Source organism: Pseudonocardia sulfidoxydans NBRC 16205, from assembly GCF_007989085.1.
Classification (GTDB): Bacteria; Actinomycetota; Actinomycetes; order Mycobacteriales; family Pseudonocardiaceae; genus Pseudonocardia; species Pseudonocardia sulfidoxydans.
Genome location: NZ_BJVJ01000046.1, coordinates 31,366 through 50,389, shown reverse-complemented (window position 1 = coordinate 50,389; position 19,024 = coordinate 31,366). Strand labels below are relative to the sequence as shown.

15 protein-coding genes and 1 pseudogene are annotated in these 19,024 nt (G+C 73.4%); 8 read left to right on the top strand and 8 right to left on the bottom strand.

Annotation, left to right across the window (positions count from 1 at the left end):
• Positions 1–119 precede the first annotated feature (119 nt).
• The 3 genes from PSU4_RS20465 to PSU4_RS20455 all read left to right on the top strand — a co-directional run bounded on the left by PSU4_RS20465 (position 120) and on the right by PSU4_RS20455 (position 3,832).
• Positions 120–1,592: an aldehyde dehydrogenase family protein gene (locus tag PSU4_RS20465; RefSeq protein WP_147110813.1), complete on the top strand. Its 1,473-nt coding sequence runs from the start codon at positions 120–122 to the stop codon at positions 1,590–1,592.
• A 103-nt stretch (positions 1,593–1,695) separates the two neighbouring features.
• A complete protein-coding gene (locus tag PSU4_RS20460; protein ID WP_147110810.1) occupies positions 1,696–3,480 on the top strand; it encodes a 3-hydroxyacyl-CoA dehydrogenase family protein in 1,785 nt (594 codons plus the stop codon).
• Positions 3,481–3,514: 34 nt separating this feature from the next.
• Positions 3,515–3,832, top strand: a complete 318-nt coding sequence (locus PSU4_RS20455; RefSeq protein WP_147110807.1) for an Rv1322 family protein — start codon at positions 3,515–3,517, stop codon at positions 3,830–3,832.
• Positions 3,833–4,035: 203 nt separating this feature from the next.
• On the opposite strand, the gene PSU4_RS20450 is transcribed toward PSU4_RS20455, so the two are convergent.
• The 3 genes from PSU4_RS20450 to mce all read right to left on the bottom strand — a co-directional run bounded on the left by PSU4_RS20450 (position 4,036) and on the right by mce (position 7,056).
• Positions 4,036–4,950, bottom strand: a complete 915-nt coding sequence (locus PSU4_RS20450) for a DivIVA domain-containing protein (RefSeq protein ID WP_147110804.1) — start codon at positions 4,948–4,950, stop codon at positions 4,036–4,038.
• A 58-nt stretch (positions 4,951–5,008) separates the two neighbouring features.
• Entirely contained in the window at positions 5,009–6,340 is a 1,332-nt protein-coding gene (ccrA, locus tag PSU4_RS20445; RefSeq protein ID WP_147110801.1) for a crotonyl-CoA carboxylase/reductase, read from the bottom strand.
• A 260-nt stretch (positions 6,341–6,600) separates the two neighbouring features.
• Positions 6,601–7,056 carry a methylmalonyl-CoA epimerase gene (gene mce, locus PSU4_RS20440; RefSeq protein WP_147110800.1) on the bottom strand — a complete coding sequence of 152 codons (456 nt, stop codon included), beginning with the start codon at positions 7,054–7,056 and terminating at the stop codon, positions 6,601–6,603.
• A 253-nt stretch (positions 7,057–7,309) separates the two neighbouring features.
• On the opposite strand from mce, the gene PSU4_RS20435 reads away from it, so the two are divergent.
• Together PSU4_RS20435 and meaB are read left to right on the top strand one after the other, a co-directional pair.
• Positions 7,310–8,500, top strand: coding sequence for an acetyl-CoA C-acetyltransferase (locus PSU4_RS20435; protein ID WP_147110797.1), 1,191 nt, complete (start codon positions 7,310–7,312; stop codon positions 8,498–8,500).
• Positions 8,501–8,618: 118 nt separating this feature from the next.
• Positions 8,619–9,533, top strand: coding sequence for a methylmalonyl Co-A mutase-associated GTPase MeaB (gene meaB, locus PSU4_RS20430; protein WP_246115240.1), 915 nt, complete (start codon positions 8,619–8,621; stop codon positions 9,531–9,533).
• A gap of 28 nt (positions 9,534–9,561) precedes the next feature.
• Here meaB and PSU4_RS20425 read toward each other — a convergent pair whose 3' ends face one another.
• Both PSU4_RS20425 and PSU4_RS20420 read right to left on the bottom strand, forming a co-directional pair.
• Positions 9,562–10,731, bottom strand: a complete 1,170-nt coding sequence (locus PSU4_RS20425) for a helix-turn-helix domain-containing protein (protein WP_147110791.1) — start codon at positions 10,729–10,731, stop codon at positions 9,562–9,564.
• 377 nt (positions 10,732–11,108) lie between these two features.
• Positions 11,109–11,612 carry a MarR family winged helix-turn-helix transcriptional regulator gene (locus PSU4_RS20420; protein ID WP_147110789.1) on the bottom strand — a complete coding sequence of 168 codons (504 nt, stop codon included), beginning with the start codon at positions 11,610–11,612 and terminating at the stop codon, positions 11,109–11,111.
• Positions 11,613–11,752: 140 nt separating this feature from the next.
• On the opposite strand from PSU4_RS20420, the gene PSU4_RS20415 reads away from it, so the two are divergent.
• Complete coding sequence (locus PSU4_RS20415) at positions 11,753–12,055, top strand: thiamine-binding protein (RefSeq protein WP_147110786.1); 303 nt, start codon at positions 11,753–11,755, stop codon at positions 12,053–12,055.
• Between the two features lie 40 nt (positions 12,056–12,095).
• Here the strand turns inward: PSU4_RS20415 and PSU4_RS20410 are convergent, their stop codons facing one another.
• Positions 12,096–12,404, bottom strand: coding sequence for a hypothetical protein (locus PSU4_RS20410; RefSeq protein WP_147110783.1), 309 nt, complete (start codon positions 12,402–12,404; stop codon positions 12,096–12,098).
• A gap of 251 nt (positions 12,405–12,655) precedes the next feature.
• On the opposite strand from PSU4_RS20410, the gene PSU4_RS20405 reads away from it, so the two are divergent.
• Complete coding sequence (locus tag PSU4_RS20405; protein WP_246115239.1) at positions 12,656–13,624, top strand: thioredoxin family protein; 969 nt, start codon at positions 12,656–12,658, stop codon at positions 13,622–13,624.
• 89 nt (positions 13,625–13,713) lie between these two features.
• Here the strand turns inward: PSU4_RS20405 and PSU4_RS20400 are convergent, their stop codons facing one another.
• Positions 13,714–15,126 carry a neutral zinc metallopeptidase gene (locus PSU4_RS20400; RefSeq protein ID WP_147110780.1) on the bottom strand — a complete coding sequence of 471 codons (1,413 nt, stop codon included), beginning with the start codon at positions 15,124–15,126 and terminating at the stop codon, positions 13,714–13,716.
• A 340-nt stretch (positions 15,127–15,466) separates the two neighbouring features.
• Between PSU4_RS20400 and PSU4_RS32510 the strand changes: the two are divergent.
• A pseudogene (locus PSU4_RS32510) lies at positions 15,467–16,249 on the top strand (glycosyltransferase family 87 protein); the annotation flags it as partial.
• Positions 16,250–16,467: 218 nt separating this feature from the next.
• On the opposite strand, the gene glgB reads toward PSU4_RS32510, so the two are convergent.
• A complete protein-coding gene (gene glgB, locus PSU4_RS20390) occupies positions 16,468–18,978 on the bottom strand; it encodes a 1,4-alpha-glucan branching protein GlgB (RefSeq protein WP_373866083.1) in 2,511 nt (836 codons plus the stop codon).
• Positions 18,979–19,024 lie beyond the last annotated feature (46 nt).

Here is a 19,024-nt window from a genome sequence, read left to right as displayed (position 1 = left end):
GATGATGACGACGAAGGAGGACGGGATCATCAAACCGCTGATCACGTTCTGATCCGTCGCTGGTCGCGTGGGCCGCGATCGGCCCGCGCGACCCCCGGCGATCCGGTTACTCTTGAGTAATGACCGCCACCGACGCCGCCGCGCGGACGTTCGAGTCGCAGGACCCGCGCACCGGTGAGGTCGTGGGCACCCATCCCGTGCACGACGCCGCGGCGGTGCAGGCCGCCGTCGACAGGGCCACCGACGCCGCCGCCTGGTGGGCGGGCCTCGGGTTCGACGGCCGGCTGCCCAAGCTCGCCGCGTGGCGGTCGCTGCTGGCCAAACGCATCGACGACCTCGCGGGCGTCATCGTCACCGAGACCGGCAAACCCCTCGACGACGCGCGCCTCGAACTGATCCTCGCCGTCGACCACCTCGACTGGGCGGCCCGCAACGCCAAGCGCGTCCTGGGCAAGCGCACGGTGCGGCCCGGGCTGCTCGGCGCCAACCAGGCGGCGACGGTGTCCTACCCACCGGTCGGCGTCGTCGGCGTCATCGGGCCCTGGAACTACCCCGTCTTCACGCCGATGGGCTCGATCGCCTACGCGCTCGCGGCCGGCAACACGGTCGTGTTCAAGCCCAGCGAGCTCACCCCCGGTGTCGGGCGCGCGCTGGCCGACACCCTCGCCGAGGTGCTCCCCGACGCGCCGTTGCTGCAGGTCGTCACCGGTTTCGGGGGGACGGGGGCGGCGCTGTGCCGGGCGCGCGGCGTCGGCAAGATCGCGTTCACCGGGTCCACCGCCACCGGCAAGCGTGTGATGGCCGCGTGCGCGGAGAACCTCGTCCCCGTCCTCATCGAGTGCGGCGGCAAGGACGCGATGATCGTCGACACCGACGCCGACCTCGTCGCCGCCGCCGACGCCGCCGTCTGGGGCGGGATGTCCAACGCCGGGCAGACCTGCGTGGGCGTCGAACGGATCTACGTCGTCGACGAGGTCGCCGACGCCTTCACCACCGAGGTCGCCAAGCGTGCCGGGGCCCTGCGGGCGGGCGACTCCTTCGGGCCGATGACCCTGCCCGCGCAGACCGCGATCGTCGAACGGCACGTCCGCGACGCCATCGCCGCCGGCGGAACGGCGCTCGTCGGTGGGCCCGACTCCGTGCGCGACAGGTTCGTCGACCCCGTCGTGGTGGCCGACGTGCCCGAGGACAGCGTCGCGGTCACGGAGGAGACGTTCGGGCCGCTGCTCGTCGTCAACCGGGTCCCGGACGTCGACGAGGCGGTCCGCCGCGCCAACGGCACCGCCTACGGGCTGGGCGCGTCGGTGTTCGCCAAGGCCCGCGGCGAGGAGATCGCCGACCGGCTGCGCTGCGGCATGGTCGCGGTCAACGGCGTCATCTCCTTCGCCGGCATCCCCGCGCTGCCGTTCGGCGGCGTCGGCGACTCCGGGTTCGGCCGCATCCACGGCGACGACGGCCTGCGCGAGTTCGCCCGGCCCCGCGCCGTGGCCCGCCAGCGCTTCGCCCTCCCGGTGCCCCTGACCAGTTTCCGACGCCCCGCGTCGGCCATGAAAGGCCTGGTCAGGATGACGCGGCTACGCCTGGGACGCTGATCGCCGGGGTGTTCCGCACGACATGCGTGGTATCCCGAGCACTCGGGATGGGAGTATCGGCGCCGAACAGGTGAGTCGTCTCGAGATGCGGGAGGTCGTTGGCGTGACACGGGAGTTCCGGACGGTCGGGGTCGTCGGGCTGGGCACGATGGGCGCCGGCATCGTGGAGGTCTTCGCGCGCAACGGTCTGCAGGTGGTGGCGGCAGAGACCGACGACGACGCCGTCGCCCGCGGCCGCAACCACCTCGAGACGTCGACGACCCGCGCCATCGAGCGCGGAAAACTCACCGAGGCCGACGCCGACGAGCTCCTCGGCCGCATCCGGACCACGACCTCGCTGGCCGACCTCGCCGACTGCGACCTCGTCGTCGAGGCCGTCCCCGAGCACCTCGACCTCAAGGCGTCGATCCTCGCCGAGCTCGACAAGGTCGTCGGCCCCTCGACGATCCTCGCGTCCAACACCTCGTCGCTGTCGGTCACCGAGCTCGCCGTCCGCACCGGCCGCCCCGGCAAGGTCGTCGGGATGCACTTCTTCAACCCGGCGCCCGTGCAGAAACTCGTCGAGCTCGTCCGCTCCGTCGTCACCGAGCCCGACGTCATCGACGACCTGCGCGCCTTCGCCGCCACGCTCGACAAGGTGCCCGTCGTCATCGGCGACCGCGCCGGCTTCATCGCCAACGCGCTGCTGTTCGGCTACCTCAACCACGCCGCGCGCATGTACGAGTCGCGCTACGCCAGCCGCGAGGACCTCGACGCCGCCATGCGCCACGGCTGCGGCTACCCGATGGGCCCCCTCGCGCTGCTCGACCTCATCGGCCTCGACACGGCCTACGAGATCCTCGACACGATGTACCACGAGTCGCGGAACCTGATGCACGCCCCCGCGCCCGTCCTCAAGCAGATGATCACCGCCGGCCTGCTGGGCCGCAAGAGCGGCCGCGGCTTCTACACCTACGCCAAGCCGCACAGCTCCAAGGTCGTCCCCGACACCGACACCCCCACCGGCGCCATCCCCGCCGACGTCACGTTGCGCGAGATCGCCCGCGTCGGGGTCGTCGGCACCGGGACGATGGCCACCGGGATCGTCGAGGTCTTCGCCAAGGCCGGATACGACGTCGTCGTCCGCGGCCGCAGCGACTCCAAGGCCGAAGCCGCCCTCGCCGCCGTCCGCAAGTCGCTCGACAAGGGCGTCGTGCGCGGCAAGCTCTCCGAGGCCGACCGCGACGCCGCCCTCGCCCGCATCACCGCGACCACACGCCTCGAGGACATGGCCGACGTCGACCTCGTCGTCGAGGCCGTCGCCGAGGAGCTCGACGTCAAGCGCGCAGTCTTCGGTGCCCTCGACGAGATCTGCAAGCCCGGCGCCATCCTCGCGACCACGACGTCGTCGCTGCCCGTCGTCGAGTGCGCCGCCGCCACCTCGCGGCCCTCCGACGTCGTCGGCCTGCACTTCTTCAACCCGGCGCCCGTCATGAAGCTGGTCGAGGTCGTCTCGACCATCACCACCTCGGCCGACGTCTCCGCCACCGCCGTCGCGCTCTGCGAGAAGCTCGGCAAGGTCGCCGTCTCCTGTGGCGACCGGGCCGGGTTCATCGTCAACGCGCTGCTGTTCCCGTACCTCAACGACGCCGTCAAGATGCTCGAGGCGCACTACGCGACCGCCGACGACATCGACGCCGCCATGAAGACGGGCTGCGCCCTGCCGATGGGCCCCTTCGAACTGCTCGACGTCGTCGGTCTCGACGTGTCGCTCGCGATCGAGAAGTCGCTGTTCCTGGAGTTCCGCCAGAGCGGGTTCGCCCCGGCGCCGCTGCTCGAGCACCTCGTCACCGCCGGGCGGCTGGGCCGCAAGACCGGGCACGGCTTCCGCGACTACGCCGGACGCTGACCGTCCCGCGCGGCACGCCCCGTAAACTCGGGGTGTGCCGCGCGCGAACCGCCCCCGCCGGGCCGCGTCGTCGGCCTCCTCGAAGTGGGCGGCACCGCACCGGCCGTTGGGGTCCGCGGCGTTGAGCCGCACCGAGTCGGGAACCGACGGGGACTGGCACGTCCGGCACATCCCCGGCGGCGCGTCGGTCAAGGACTACCGCTGCCCCGGCTGCGACCAGACCCTGCCGTCGGGCACGCCACACGTCGTGACCTGGCCGGCGGGGGAGTACGGCTCCGTCGGCGAGCGCCGGCACTGGCACCTGCCCTGCTGGAACGCCCGCGACCGCAGGCGCCCGGGCCGCCGCCGCTGACCGCGCTCCGGCCCGCATGCCGCGCCGATGGCCGTCGGTGGTTCAGCGCCGAGTTCGACAGCGGACTGGTTGCCGCGGTGCCGGGACCAGTCCGGTGTCGGCTCGGCGGCCGGGTATCGGGCTCGGCGGCCGGGTGTCGGGCTCCGCGCTCGGGCTCCGCGGTCGCTCGTGAAGCGGGCCTGGCGCGAGCCGGGGTCCGTCGGTCAGAGGAGCGGACCCGGCGTGCGGCGGTCGAGCAGCTCCGTCTCCCCGTGCAGCGGCGAGATGACCTCGAGCAGCTGGTCGATACGGGACCTCGACCCGCTGAGCTGCTCGGCGATCCGGCCCCGCAGCGCGGTGAGCTCGATCAGGTGCGCCTCGGCGTCGGCGACGATCTCCTGCGCCTGCCGACGGGCCTGCGACAGCGTCGCCGCCGCCTCGTCCTGCGAGTCGGCCCGCCGTTGCGCGATCTCCCGCTGCGCCGCGGTCCGTTCCGTCGTCAACGCCGCCAACGCCTCGGACCGGCGCTGGTTCATCGCGATCGTGAAGTCCTCGTCGACCGCGCGACGACGCTCCTCCGACTCGGCCAGCAAGGCCTCGCGCTGGGCGCGGGCCTGGTCGTCGGCCGCCTGGATCTCGGCCTCGGCGACCGCTCGGCGACGCGCCAGGTCGTCCTCCGTGGCCACGCGGTGCGCCTCGACGGCGGCCTCCGCCTCACGGGCCTCGCCGACGATCCGCGCCGCTTCCGCGCGAGCGTCGGCGAGCAACCTCCCGGCGTCGCGTTCCGTGTCGGCGCGGGCCTGCGCGACCTCGGCGTCGGCGCGGGCGCGGATCTCCGCGACCTCCTCCTGCGCCAGCCGCAGCATCGACCGTAACCGCTCGCTCATTCCCTGAACGTCCTGCGGCGGCGCGGAGAGCTTGCGCACCTGCAACCGCAGCGCCTCGTTCTCCGAGCGCACCACGTCGAGCTCACGGGTGATCTCGGTGATGCCGGCCGCGGCCGCGTCACGGTCGGCGACGACCATGCGCAGGTCGGCGTCGACACGCTGCAGGTGTGTGTCGACCTCCTGCTGGTCGTATCCGCGACGTGCGACGCGGAAGCCGGCCGGGGAACGTCGAGGGTCGGGGGCACCCACCATGCGCGTCACCGTACCGGGCGACGGGCCGTCCGGTGGCCGTCGCGCCCGGGGCCGGGTGTCAGACCCCGCGGAACCGGTTGATCGCGTCGATGTGCTGAGCGCGCTTGTCGTGGTCGACCACGCCGAGGCCCTCCTCGGGGGACAGGCACAGAACGCCGACCTTGCCCTGGTGGCGGTTGTGGTGGACGTCGAGCGCCGCCTGCCCGGTCTCGGTGAGCGGGTAGACCCGAGACAGGGTGGGGTGCACCAGTCCCTTCGCGACCAGCCGGTTGGCCTCCCACGCCTCGCGGTAGTTGGCGAAGTGCGAGCCGACGATCCGCTTGAGGTTCATCCACAGGTAGCGGTTGTCGTACTGGTGCTCGTAGCCCGACGTGGACGCGCACGTCACGATCGTGCCGCCCTTGCGCGCCACGTACACGCTCGCGCCGAAGGTCTCGCGGCCCGGGTGCTCGAACACGATGTCCGGGTCGTCGCCGCCGGTGAGCTCGCGGATCTTCTTGCCGAAGCGCCGCCACTCCTTCTGGTCCTGGGTGTGCTCGTCCTTCCAGAACCGGTAGCCCTCGGCGTTGCGGTCGATGACCAGCTCCGCGCCCATCTTGCGGCAGATCTCGGCCTTCTCCGGCGACGAGACGACGCACACCGGGGTCGCGCCGCCGTTGAGGGCGAACTGCGTCGCGTACGAGCCGAGCCCGCCCGACGCCCCCCAGATCAGCACGGTGTCGCCCTGCTTCATGTCAGCACCGTTGCGCGACACCAGCTGCCGGTAGGCGGTCGAGTTGACCAGGCCGGGGCTGGCGGCCTCCTCCCAGCTCAGGTGCTCGGGCATCGGCATGAGCTGGTTGGACTTCACCAGCGCCAGGTCGGCGAGGCCGCCGAAGTTGGTCTCGAAACCCCAGATGCGCTGCTCGGGGTCCATCATCGTGTCGCCGTGCCCGTCGGGGCTCTCGAGCTCGACCGACAGACAGTGCGCCACGACGCGGTCGCCCGGCTTCCACGCGTTGACGCCGGGGCCGGTGCGCACGACGACGCCGGCCAGGTCGGAGCCGACCACGTGATAGGGCAGGTCGTGGCGCGAGGCCAGCGGCGACATGCGGCCGTAGCGCTCGAGGAACCCGAACGTCGACACCGGCTCGAAGATCGAGGTCCAGACGGTGTTGTAGTTGATCGCGCTGGCCATGACCGCGACGAGCGCCTCGCCCGGGCCCAGCTCCGGGGTGGCGACCTGGTCGACGTGCAGGCTCTTGCGCGGGTCCTTGTCCTTGGTCGCGATGCCCTCGAACATCGTCTGCTCGTCCTTGTGGACGGTGACGGCGCGGTAGTCCTCTGGTACCGGCAGCGAGCCGATGGCGTCGTACTGCTCGGCGAGAACCGCCTCGAGAATCTCCTTCACGGCCTGCCTCCGGTGGCTGAGTCGTGTCCGGCACCGCGTACCGCTGCCGCTTGGTATCCCGAAGGTAGCGATAACTATGTCAATCGACAACAGCCGCGTGCCTGGTCGACCCCCCGAGGGTGGCCGACGCCACGTTCCGGCCGCTCCGGCGCGACCGCGGTCCCGCGGACGCATCTCCGCAGGCAGGAAGAGCCGTGCGCAGGCGTGCGCCGCGCCCGGAGCGGCTCGTGGCCGCGTCCGGGACGCCGGCGCCGCCGGTCCTAGTGGTGGGCGTCCGCGGCCGGTTCGACCAGCTCCACCAGCACACCACCCGCGTCCTTGGGGTGCACGAAGTTGACCCGCGAGCCCGCCGTGCCGTTGCGCGGCTCGTCGTAGAGCAGCCGCAGGCCCTTCGCCCGCAGTGCCGCCCCTGCCGCGTCGATGTCGCGCACCCGGTAGGCCAGCTGCTGCAGGCCGGGGCCGTTGCGGTCGAGGAACTTGGCGATCGTCGACCGCTCGTTCAGCGGGGCCAGGAGCTGGATCTGGGTGCCGGAGTCGCCAGGGGCGGAAAGCATGGCCTCGCGGACCCCCTGCTCCTCGTTCGTCTCGACGTGAACCGCCTCCAGCCCCAGGTTGTCCCGGTACCAGGCGATCGCCTCGTCGAGATCGGCCACGGCGATGCCGACGTGGTCCACCGAGGTCACGAGAGCGCCGATGCCGGTCGTGTCTGCTGTCATGACCAGGCAATGTAGCTGCAGGACGGCGTGTTCGGGCTCTCACCGCCTCATCCGTTCCGACAGGTTCGAAAGCCCGGATCGGCAGGTATGGTCCGTGGGAGGTCCCGCCGTCGGCGCGGCTCTCGCGGGCCACGCCGCAACGCCGGGACACGGGGCCGCACCTGGTGCGGCAGTGCGTCCCCGGTCGACCAGTCGGCCGTAGAACGCCGTCAATCGTCCACTGCTTCGTCGCCGCAGTCGCTGGAGGTCTTCCGTGTCCGGATCCGTGATCGTCGCCGGTGCCCGCACCCCGATGGGGCGCTTGCTCGGTTCCCTCAAGGGCTTCTCCGGGGCCCAGCTGGGAGGCATCGCGATCAAGGCGGCGCTCGAGCGCGCCGGCGTCGCCCCCGACACGGTCGACTACGTGATCATGGGCCAGGTCCTCACCGCGGGCGCCGGTCAGATCCCCGCCCGTCAGGCGGCCGTCGCCGCCGGCATCCCGATGGACGTCCCCGCCCTCACGATCAACAAGGTCTGTCTGTCGGGCATCGACTCGATCGCCCTGGCCGACCAGCTCATCCGCGCCGGCGAGTACGACATCGTCGTCGCGGGTGGACAGGAGTCGATGACGCAGGCCCCGCACCTGCTCGCCAAGTCGCGCGAGGGCTACAAGTTCGGCGACGTCACCATGCAGGACCACATGTCCTACGACGGCCTGTTCTGCGCCTTCGACCAGGTCGCCATGGGTGCGTCCACCGAGAAGTACAACGCCCGCTACGAGCTCTCGCGCGCCGACCAGGACGAGTTCGCCGCGCGCTCGCACCAGCGTGCCGCCAAGGCCACCATGGACGGCGTCTTCGCCGAGGAGATCGCGCCCGTCGAGATCCCGCAGCGCAAGGGGGACCCGGTGGTGTTCTCCACCGACGAGGGCATCCGCGCCGAGACCACCGTGGAGAGCCTGGCCAAGCTGCGGCCCGCCTTCTCCTCCGACGGCACCATCACCGCCGGCTCCGCCTCGCAGATCTCCGACGGCGCGGCCGCCGTCGTGGTCATGAGCAAGGCCAAGGCCGAAGAGCTCGGCCTGACCTGGCTCGCCGAGATCGGCGCCCACGGCGTCGTCGCCGGCCCGGACGCGAGCCTGCACGAGCAGCCCGCCAACGCCATCGCGAAGGCCTGCACGAAGGAGGGCATCGACCCCGCCGACCTCGACCTCGTCGAGATCAACGAGGCCTTCGCGGCCGTCGGCGTCGTGTCGGCCCGCAAGCTCGGCATCTCCGAGGACAAGGTCAACGTCAACGGCGGTGCCATCGCGTTGGGCCACCCGATCGGCATGTCCGGTGCCCGCATCGCGCTGCACCTCGCGCTCGAGCTGCGCCGCCGGGGCGGCGGCGTCGGCGCGGCCGCACTGTGCGGTGGCGGCGGCCAGGGCGACGCCCTGATCGTCCGCGTGCCCGCGGCGTCCTGACGCGCGCGACCGATCCCGGCGCGACCCGGCGGCACCGCTGAGCCCACGACACGACCCCCGCGACCTCGTCGCCCGCGCGCGGCGCGGCGAGGCGCGGGCGGTCTCGCTGCTCATCTCGATGGTCGAGAACGACGGCCCGCAGCTGCGCGAGGCCGTCGAGGCGCTCGCGCCGCACACCGGCCGGGCACAGATCGTCGGGATCACGGGCTCGCCCGGCGTCGGGAAGTCGACGACCACGTCGGCCCTGGTCGGGGCGCTGCGTGCCCGCGACCGCCGGGTCGGGGTGCTCGCCGTCGACCCGTCCTCGCCGTTCTCCGGCGGGGCGCTGCTCGGCGACCGCGTGCGCATGGGCGAGCACGCCACCGACGACGGCGTGTTCATCCGCTCCATGGCGACGCGGGGCAAGCTCGGCGGTCTCGCCTGGTCGACCCCGCAGGCGTTGCGCGTGCTCGACGCTGCCGGCTGCGACGTCGTGCTCGTCGAGACCGTCGGCGTCGGGCAGTCGGAGATCGAGGTCGTCGGGCTCGCCGACACGACGCTCGTGCTGCTGGCCCCCGGCATGGGCGACGGCATCCAGGCCGCCAAGGCCGGGATCCTCGAGATCGCCGACGTGCTCGTGGTGAACAAGGCGGACCGCGACGGCGCCGCCCAGACCGTCCGCGACCTGCGGTACATGGTCTCGCTCGGCGCGCGCACCGACGCCGCTGACGGGGGCGACGTGCAGGAACGTTGGACGCGTCCGATCGTGCGCACCGTCGCCGCACGCGCCGAGGGCATCGACAAGCTCGTCGAGGCCGTCGACGCCCACCGTGACTGGCTCGACCGCAGCGGTGAGGGCGCCCGCAGGCGCACCAGGCGTGCCGAGGCCGAGATCCAGGCCGTCGCCCTGCGCAGGCTCCAGGACCGCCTCGGCGACCTCGGGGGCGCGGCCGCGCTCCCGACGCTCGCCGCTCGCGTCGGATCGGGGGAGCTCGACCCGTACGCCGCCGCCGACGCGCTGATCGAGGCGCTCGGGGCCGACGGACGGGGCTGAGCCCACCGCACGCCGATCCACGCGATGCTCATCCGAGCACCTCGTCGAGCAGGCGTTGTTCGCGGTGCGAGCCGATCGTGCCCGCGAGAGCGCGGGCCCGCCCGGCCTGCTCCTCCGCCTCGGCGCGCACGCCGCGTGCGACCAGCGCCAGCACGAGCTGGGTGCGCAGCCGCGCACGCTCGCGGGCCGGGAGCCCCGGCTCCTCGACGCCGGCGCGGAGCTGTTCCAGCGCGGCGTCGTCGTAGGGGGCGAGAGCAGCGCCCCGCCGGCGTGCGATCGGCGGTGCGGCCGTCGCAGGGACGACGCCCGGACGCCACGGGACAGGTCTGTCCCCGTCGCCGGCGGCCTCACCTGCGGGCGCGAACGTCGCGGCGTCGTCGTACAGGCGGGTCGCGTCGTCGCGCTCGCCGCACGACATCCGGATCTCCGCGTGGGCGATCCGTACCCAGGCCGCGCCGGCACCCGAGGCAGGCGCCTCGGCGAGAACCGCCTCGGCCTCCGCGGGCAGGCCCACGGCGAGCAGCGCCGATGCGCACCCGGCCAGCGCCTGGCCGGTCAGGGCCGGGGCGTCGGCGAGCCGGGCGGCATCGAGCGCCACGCGATGGCGGGTGAAGGCGACGTCGGGCTCGTCCTGGTCGAGCGCCTGCCAGCCGCCCAGCAGTGCCGCCTGTGCCAGGAGCTCGGCGACCGCACGGCGGCGGCGCGGGTCGACCGTGTGGACCGACGTCGCGTCGAGCTGCTCGATCGCAGCCGCCACCGCCTGTCCCGCGCCGGCGGCGCCGAGCGTGGCGTCGAGCTCGGCGTTGACCGCGAGCTGCGCCCGCAACAGGTGGAGTGTCGCGTCGTCGACCGCGGCTGCTCGCGTGAGGGCCGCGCGCAGTCTTTCGGCGGGCGATGCCATCGGAGCGCCGGCGGGATCCTGCCGGTCGGCACGCAGCTCCGGCGTCTCGTACAGCTCCGCGAGCAGGGCGAGCGAGTCGGCGTCGGCGGTGACGCGGCCGTTCTCCCAGCGTGACAGCTGGGTGCGCAGGCTGCCGGTCGACGCCACCCGCCGGCCCGTGCGCGCCGCGAGCACGCCGATCTCGCGGGCGGCATCCGACAGCGACCACCCACGAGCGGCGCGCTCGGCCCGCAGCGCGCTTCCGATCTCCTCGGCCTTCACGGCGACGATCTTGTCGGGGTCGGCGGCTACTGTCAACTCTGTTGAGTCGATGAGAGTTGACGGCGATGTGGTTGGGCCGTCGCGGGACGGAGGCACGGTGGGTGTGACGGCGTGTTCGGTGTACGTGATCGCGAGCTCGGTCGGCAGCGGGCTCGCGGCCGGCTACGGTGCGGGCCGGCTGCAGGGCAGGGGGCGGCGCGCGGCTGCGGGCCGGCGCACCATGCGGGCCTGGCCGGGTCCCGACAGGCACGCCCCCGGCCCGGGCGCGGATCGGCCCCGCCGTCGATCGCGGGACGGCCGCCCCGGGCGGCGGCGGACCGGTCGCAGGTGAAGGGCGTGACGCCGTTCCTGGCGCCGGGACGACGTACCCGACGCCGCTGCTCGGGCGTCAGGAAGGTCGAGTCACGCCGGGGTCAGTCGAAGTCGCCGACGGCGCGGCGCACCTGGCCGAGCAGGGTGGTGAGCTGCTTGCTCTCGCCCGCGTCGAGGCCGCGGAGGCCGAAGTCGTCGTCGGTGACCGACTTCGTGGCGTCGGCGAGCCGGTTCAGGCCGTCCTCGGTGATCTCCACGAGCGTCGCGCGGCGGTCGGTGGGGTGCGGCACGCGGCGGACGAGGCCGTCGGCCTGGAGGCGGTCGACGATGTTGGTGACGCTCGTCGGGTGCAGTTGGAGCCGTTCACCCATGACGCGCATCGGGAGGCTGCTCCTGCGTGCGAAGGAGAGCAGGACGAGTGCCTCGTACCGGGCGAAGGTCAGACCGTGGGGCTTCAGCGCCGCGTCGACGGCGGAGAGCAGGATCTGCTGCACACGCATGACGCTCGTGACCGCGGCCATCGTGCCCGACGGCCCGATCCGCGCCTCCCACAGTTCGGCCGCGCGCTCGATCGGGTCGAACGGAAGCGGATCGCGCGACACCATGACCAGGCACGCTAGCAGTGTCATGGGTGCGTGCAGGGCAGTGATCAGCTACGGCGTGGTCGGGTGCGCGCTGATCCCGGCCGGTGTGAGCCGCACCGACCGGCCTCGCGGGCCTGCCGCCGGTGCGGCAGGCTGCGCTCATGCTCGTGGCATTCAGTGTGGCGCCGTCCGGTGGGGGTTCCGACAGCGTGGCCGAGGTGGTGGCGGAGGCGGTGCGGGTCGTGCGGGAGTCCGGCCTGCCGCACGAGACGACGTCGATGTTCACCACGATCGAGGCCGAGACCTGGGACGAGGCGATGGACGTCGTGAAGCGGGCCGTCGAGGCCGTGCAGGCGCGGTCGAGCCGGGTGAGTCTGGTGCTCAAGGCCGACATCCGGCCCGGGTACACAGATCAGCTGACGGCGAAGGTCGAGCGGATCGACGAGGCGCTCGGCGAGGCCTGACCGGGCACCGCGACGGTGCGCTCCGCGCCACGGGCGCGGTTCAGCGCAGCGAGATGCTGAGCGTGAAGAAGAACGTCGCGACGAAGATCGCTGCCGCGCCCAGTACGAGGGCGATCCTGGCGAGCTTGGCCTGGTCGGGCTTGCGCACGGCGGTGAGCCCGAGGCCGAGCGTGACCAGCCCGACGACCCAGCCCGCGATCGAGATCGGGCTCACGACCAGCGCGACGATGCCGACGATCATCGCGATCCTGCCGCGGCCGGTGGGGGCCTTGTGCTGCTGGGCGGTCCGTTTGCGGGCCTCGCTGAGCAGCCGGTCGGCCACGGCGTTGTCGGCCCTCTTGTCGTTCATGCTGCGTCCTCCGGTCGCGTCGGCCGCCCAGACGGCTCCGATGTCGGTCACGCGCAGTGCCGGTGTGTGCGCACTCCGCACCCCTGCCCGGTCCAACGAACGGCGCGCCGCAGTGATGCGGACGACTCTTCCTCCGGGGCGGCGCCGCCCGCCCGGGCGCGGCCGCGCGCTGCCCGCTACCGGGGCGGGCGCGCCGACCGGTGCGGGGGCGTGTCAGGATGAACGGCGTGTCACGTCCCGATCCTCGTCAGATGGCGCAGTCCGCGGCGATGGCGTCGATGGCCGGTGCCGTCGACCTGTCCGCGTTGAAGGCGCGTTCCGAAGCGGCCACGCGTGCGCAGGCCTCCGGCGCCCCCGCGGGCGGCGCGCCGGGTCCCGATGCCGACGGTGGTGGCGGGTCGTGGGTCGTCGACGTCACCGAGGCGACGTTCCAGGCCGAGGTGCTCGACCGGTCGACGCAGGTCCCCGTGGTCGTCGACCTGTGGGCCACCTGGTGTCAGCCCTGCAAGCAGCTCAGCCCTGTCCTGGAGCGGCTCGCCGAGAAGGGCAAGGGCGCCTGGATCCTGGCCAAGGTCGACGTCGACGCGAACCCCCGTATCGCGCAGGCGTTCGGCGTCCAGTCGATCCCGATGGTCATCGCGCTCGCGGGCGGCCAGCCGATCGACGGCTTCAACGGTGCCCTGCCCGAGGCCCAGGTCTCGCAGTGGATCGACGGGCTGCTCGAGACGTTGCGCGCGCAGATGCCGGGGATCCGCCAGGCCGAGGAGCGCGCCGCGGCGGCGGGTGGGGAGGAACCGGAGGAGGAGCCGGAGGATCCGCGGTTCACCGCGGCGGAGGATGCGCTCGAGGCGGGCGACTACGCCGCCGCCGAGGCCGCCTACCAGCAGATCCTCGACGTCGAGCCGGCCAACGAGCAGGCGCAGGCGGCGATCGGGCAGGTCCGGTTCCTGGCCCGCGCCGAGGCGGCGGACCCGGCGGCGATCGCGGCGGCCGACGCCGCCCCCGACGACGTCGACGCGCAGCTGGCGGCGTCCGACGCGGAGGTCGCCACCGACCAGGTCGAGGCGGCGTTCGCGCGGCTCGTGCGCACCGCGGGTGCGACGTTCGGCGAGGACCGTGACCGGGTGCGCGAGCACCTCGTGGGTCTCTTCGAGCTCTATCCCGCAGACGACGCCCGCGTCGCCGCGGCGCGGCGTGCGCTGGCCCGCGTCCTGTTCTGATCCCCGCCGTGTCTGACCCCCGACGTTTCTGATCCCCCGCCGTGTCCTCGTCCGTCCGGGAGGACAGAGGACGGGGACCGGGGCCGGGCTCAGATGCCGCACGCTCCCGGGCCGCCGTCGAACCCGCGGCGGTAGTGGCCGAGGCGTTCGAAGCCGTTGTCGGCGGGATCGACGGTGCCGACGGCGTCGGTCTCGGCCCAGTCCTCGTCGAGGAGCACGGCGACGGCCTCGTCGAGGTCGCCGGGGGAGAGGCCGAAGCCTCCGGTGGGGTCGACCAGGCGTGCGGTCCATGCGCCCGCCAGGCACACGGCGGACCGGCCGGCGTCGTATCCCGTCGCCGACAGTGTCGCGCCGGCGCGCGCCGCGAGCGCGTAGCGGGAGACGAGCAGCGTCGCGCCCGCGAAGTCGCCGGAACGCTGCTGCAGGGCGCCCAGCGCGGCGAGGTCGGTGACGACGCCGCCGTCGGCCGCGCAGTACGCGACGGGACCCTGGGGCCCGGCGTCGGCGCAGGGCGGTGCGGGCCGCGGGTCGGGCGCCGAGTACCCCGCGATGCCCCTGGCCGCGACGAGGCCCTCGAACCACGCTTTCGCGTCGCCGGAGACGGCGGGGACGAGCCGGTCGAGGGGAAGGTCGCCGTTGCGGGCACGGTCGGCGGCCGAGCCGAACCGGCGTTGCGTGAAGTCCCGGCCGGCCGTGGTCATGCCCGCGCAGGCGGTGGGGCCGGAGTCGTAGCCGTCCTCGACGGCGGAGAGCCGGTCGAAGGCGTTGCCGTGGGCGGTGGTGTCGGCGGCGAGCGTGCCGAGCGGGTCGCGGAAGGTCACCAGCGCCCGGAGTGCGGCGTCGCGTTCGGCGGCGCGCATCGGCAGGTCGACGGGTCCGCCGGTGGCGGTGGCGTCGACGAGGTGGCGGATCACCGCGCCGGCGTAGCAGTCCGACATCGCCTCGAGCAGGATCGTCGGGTGCGCTGCGGGGTCGGCGCGCTGGGCCTCGTCGACCCCGATGCGGGTCTGGACGGCGTGCCCGAACTCGTGGGCGAGCACCACGACGACCCCGGCGGGACCGAAGCGTTCGCGCAGCTGCGGCAGGAGCACGTCGGCGTCCCAGACGACGGCGTCGGCGGCGGGGCAGTAGAAGGCGTTGCCGCGCAGGTCGGCAGCCTTCGCGGCGCAGGGCGGCTGGGGCGCGGACGGGTCGTCGACGTGGACGGGCGCGATGGTGGTGACGTCGCGCCAGGGCGTGCCGAGCCGGCCGGGCAGGGCGGTACGCCAGTAGGTCTGCAGGGCGTCGACGGTGAGCCGGGCGACGTCGTCGGTGGTGCGGCCGGGGAGGGTGGGGTCGACGGGCGCGACGGTGGCGGCGACTCCGGCGGTCGCCGGGTTGCCCGTGCTCGACGAGGTACCTGCCGGGGACGGGGCCGGGCCGGTGCACGCCGCGGCGAGGACGCCGACCACCAGCGCCACGACGAGCGCGACCGTCGTCGTTCCTCGTCGCGCGCGCAGCACGCTCCCATTGTGATCGTCGGCGGGCCGTCGTGGGGCCGGAGTGCGGGATCCCACCGAACGGACGCCTCCCGCGGATCGACGAACCTCACCGACACCAGGCTGGTTCGATCATGGCCGGAACCAGTCCGAGGTCGAGCTCGGCGAAGGGAGCGCCGGACCCCGGGAGCGCCGGAACGCACCGGCGTCGCTACCGTCGACGGTCGTGTCGGACTCCCCGCCCCGAGGCTCAGCCCTGGCCGCCCGCCTCACGCCCGGGCGGCTCGTCGCGGCCGTGCTGGTGCTCGTGGCTCTCGGCACCGCGGTGGCGTTGACGGTCGTGCACCGGGACGTGCTGCTGGGCATGGTCCCGTCGCCGGACATGCGGGAGCTCCACCCCGACTTCGACACGTTCTGGCACTCGGCCGTCGCGATGGTGCACGGCGACGACATCTACCGGACCCCGGCGAAGCTGACCAATCTCAACCCCCCGGTGCTGTCGGTGCTGCTGGCGCCGTTCGCGCTGCTGGAGGCGTTGCCCGCGTACAGGTTGTGGGCGGTGCTGACGGTGCTGATGGTCGTCGGCGCGGTGTGGGCGGTGGCGCGCGAGCTGCGGATCGGCAAGGTCTGGACCGCGGCGGCGGTGCTGGCGCTGCTGCTGTCCTCACCGCTGCACGGCACCCTGCTGCTGGGCCAGATCTACGGGCTGCTGCTCGTCGCGCTCGCGGCCGGCTGGATCGCAGAGCGCCGCGGACGGCCGATGCTCGCCGCGGTGCTGTACGGGGTGGCGGTGGCGTTCAAGCCGTCGTTGGCGCCCGTCCTGTTGTTGCCCTTCGTGCAGGGCCGGTGGCGGCCGGGTGTCGCGGGGGTCGCGGGCGCCGCGGTGGCGACGCTGGTCGGGGTCGCGGCGGCGGGCTGGTCGAGCGGCGTGGAGTGGCTGCGGATCGGTCTGACGACGGCCGTGCCCGACGTCGTGGACAACGCCGCGCTGCCCGGGGTGGCGGTGCGGTTCGGGTTGTCTTCGACGGTCGGGACCGTCGCGGGCGGGCTGCTGCTGGTGGCGACGTTGGTGGTGCTCGGCCGGCGCGCCCGCACCGGCGGGGCCGACCCGGCGGGCACGGCGCCGTGGGCGGTCGTGGCGGCGGGTCTGCTGACGGCGCCGATCGCCTGGCACAACTATCTGCTGCTGCTGTGGCCGGGGGTGCTGGTGCTGATCTCCCTGGGCCGGGAGCTGCGCTGGGCGCGCCCCGTCGCGGCGGTGCTGCTCGCGGTGGCGGTGATCCCGGTGTCGTGGGGGGCGTTGTGGGCCGACGGGGACGCGTGGTCGCCCGTCGGCCGATCGCTGTACGCCGCGATCCTGCTGACCTACTGGGTGTCGCTGCTGGTGGCGTCGTCGGGGCCGGCCGCCTCGTCGGACCGCGGTGAGGGCACCGCCGCCGAGGCGGGCGGCACCTCGATGTCGCGGGCCTCGCTGACCGCGTCGGGGTCGTCGTCGCGCGCGGGAGCGCCCGGCGATCCCGCGACGGGGGCGTGACCGGCACCCTCGGGGACGGGCACGACCGGCGGCTCGGTGACGGGCGTCGGCCGCGGAGGCGCTTCGGAGGCCGTGACGGCGCTGCGGTGCACGGGCCCACCGGTGTTGTCGGGCACCAGCCACAGCACGCCCGACGGGGGCAGCCGCAGCACCGCGGACGCGGGACGTCCGTGCCAGCGCTTGCGCTCCGCCTCGACGACGCCCAGGTTGCCGACGCCGGAGCCGCCGTAGACCTCGGCGTCGGTGTTGACGAGCTCGCGCCAGCGCCCGGCGAAGGGCAGGCCGACGCGGTAGTTCTCGTTGGGGGCGCCGGAGAAGTTGGCGATGCACGCCAGCACGGTGGGGGTGCCGTCGTCGGAGTCCCGGGCGCTGTGGCGCAGGAACGACAGCACGTTGCCGGAGGCGTCGTTGGCGTCGATCCAGGAGAACCCGGCGGGCGAGGTGTCGAGCGCCCACAGGGACGGCTGGTCGCGGTAGGCGCGGTTGAGGTCGCCGACCAGCGAGCGGATGCCCGCGTGGAACGGGTCCTCGAGCAGGTCCCAGTCGAGCGAGCGCTGCTCGGACCACTCACGGACCTGCCCGAACTCGCCGCCCATGAACAGCAGCTGCTTGCCCGGGTGCGCCCACATGAACGCCAGCAGGGCGCGCACGCCCGCGGCCTTGTTCCAGTCGTCGCCGGGCATGCGCGTCCACAACGAGCCCTTGCCGTGCACGACCTCGTCGTGGCTGATGGGCAGGACGTAGTTCTCGCTGAACGCGTACATCAGCGAGAACGTCATCTGGTTGTGGTGGAAGCTGCGGTGGATGGGGTCGCGCCCGGTGTAGTCGAGCGTGTCGTGCATCCAGCCCATGTTCCATTTGAACCCGAAACCCAGGCCGCCGAGATGGGTGGGGCGGGTGACGCCGGGCCAGGCCGTCGACTCCTCGGCGATGGTGACGACGCCGGGGTGGTTGCGGTAGACGGTCGCGTTCATCTCCTGCAGGAACGCGACGGCGTCGAGGTTCTCGCGGCCACCGTGGATGTTGGGCAGCCACTGGCCGTCGGCGCGCGAGTAGTCGAGGTAGAGCATCGAGGCGACGGCGTCGACGCGCAGCCCGTCGATGTGGAACTCCTCGCACCAGAACAGCGCGTTGGCGACGAGGAAGTTGCGCACCTCGCGGCGCCCGAAGTCGAACACGAGGGTGCCCCAGTCGGGCTGCTCGCCGCGGCGGGGGTCGGCGTGCTCGTAGAGGGGGCCGCCGTCGAACTTCGCGAGGGCCCACTCGTCGCGCGGGAAGTGCGCGGGCACCCAGTCGACGATGACGGCGTACCCGGCCTGGTGGAGGGTGTCGACGAAGTAGCGGAAGTCGTCGGGCGAGCCGAACCGCGACGTCGGCGCGTAGTACGAGGTGACCTGGTAGCCCCACGACCCGCCGAACGGGTGCTCGGCGACGGGCAGCAGCTCCACGTGGGTGAACGACGTCTCGTCGAGGTACTCGACGAGCTCGTGCGCCAGCTCGCGGTAGCCCAGCCCGGACCGCCAGGAGCCGAGGTGCATCTCGTAGACGCTCATCGGCTCGGCGTGCGCGCGGCGACCGGCCCGCGCGGTCATCCAGTCGGTGTCGCCCCACTCGTGACCGGCCTCGGTGACCACGGACGCGGTCGCGGGCGGGATCTCGGTGGCGAACGCCATCGGGTCGGCCTTGTCGCGCCACCGCCCGTCCTGGCCGAGGATGCGGTACTTGTACCGGGTGCCGACGCCCACGTCGGGCACGAACAGCTCCCAGATGCCGGAGCTGCCCAGCGAGCGCATGGGGTGGGCCCACCCGGCCCAGCCGTCGAAGTCGCCGGTGACGCGCACGCCCTGCGCGGACGGCGCCCACACGGCGAAGCTCGTGCCGGTGACCGGCCCGGACGCGGTCTCGTAGCTGCGCACGTGGGAGCCGAGGACGTCCCACAGGCGTTCGTGGCGGCCTTCGGCGATGAGGTGCAGGTCGACCTCGCCGAGGGTGGGCAGCCAGCGGTAGGGCTCGTCGACGACGTGCGTGTCGTCTCCGAAGGTCACCGACAGCCGGTAGTCGTCGGGGGCTCCCGGCACGACGCCGGAGAACAGCCCGGCGTCGTGCACCTTGGTCAGAGGGTAGGAGCGGTCGGCGTCGCCGTGCAGCAGGACGCTGACGGCGTCGGCGTGCGGGCGCAGCGTGCGGACGACGGTGCCGTCGCGGCCGGCGTGCGCGCCGAGGACGCCGTGCGGGTTGTGGTGGGCTCCGCCGAGCAGCCGGTCGACGGTGCGGGGGTCCGGCGCGTGCGAACCTGTTGTCTCGGAACCGATCGTCCGGGTGTTGGTGTCCTCGCGATCCACCCGTGAACCGTAGTGCTCCCGGGCGTGCCCCGCCGCGCGGGGCGGG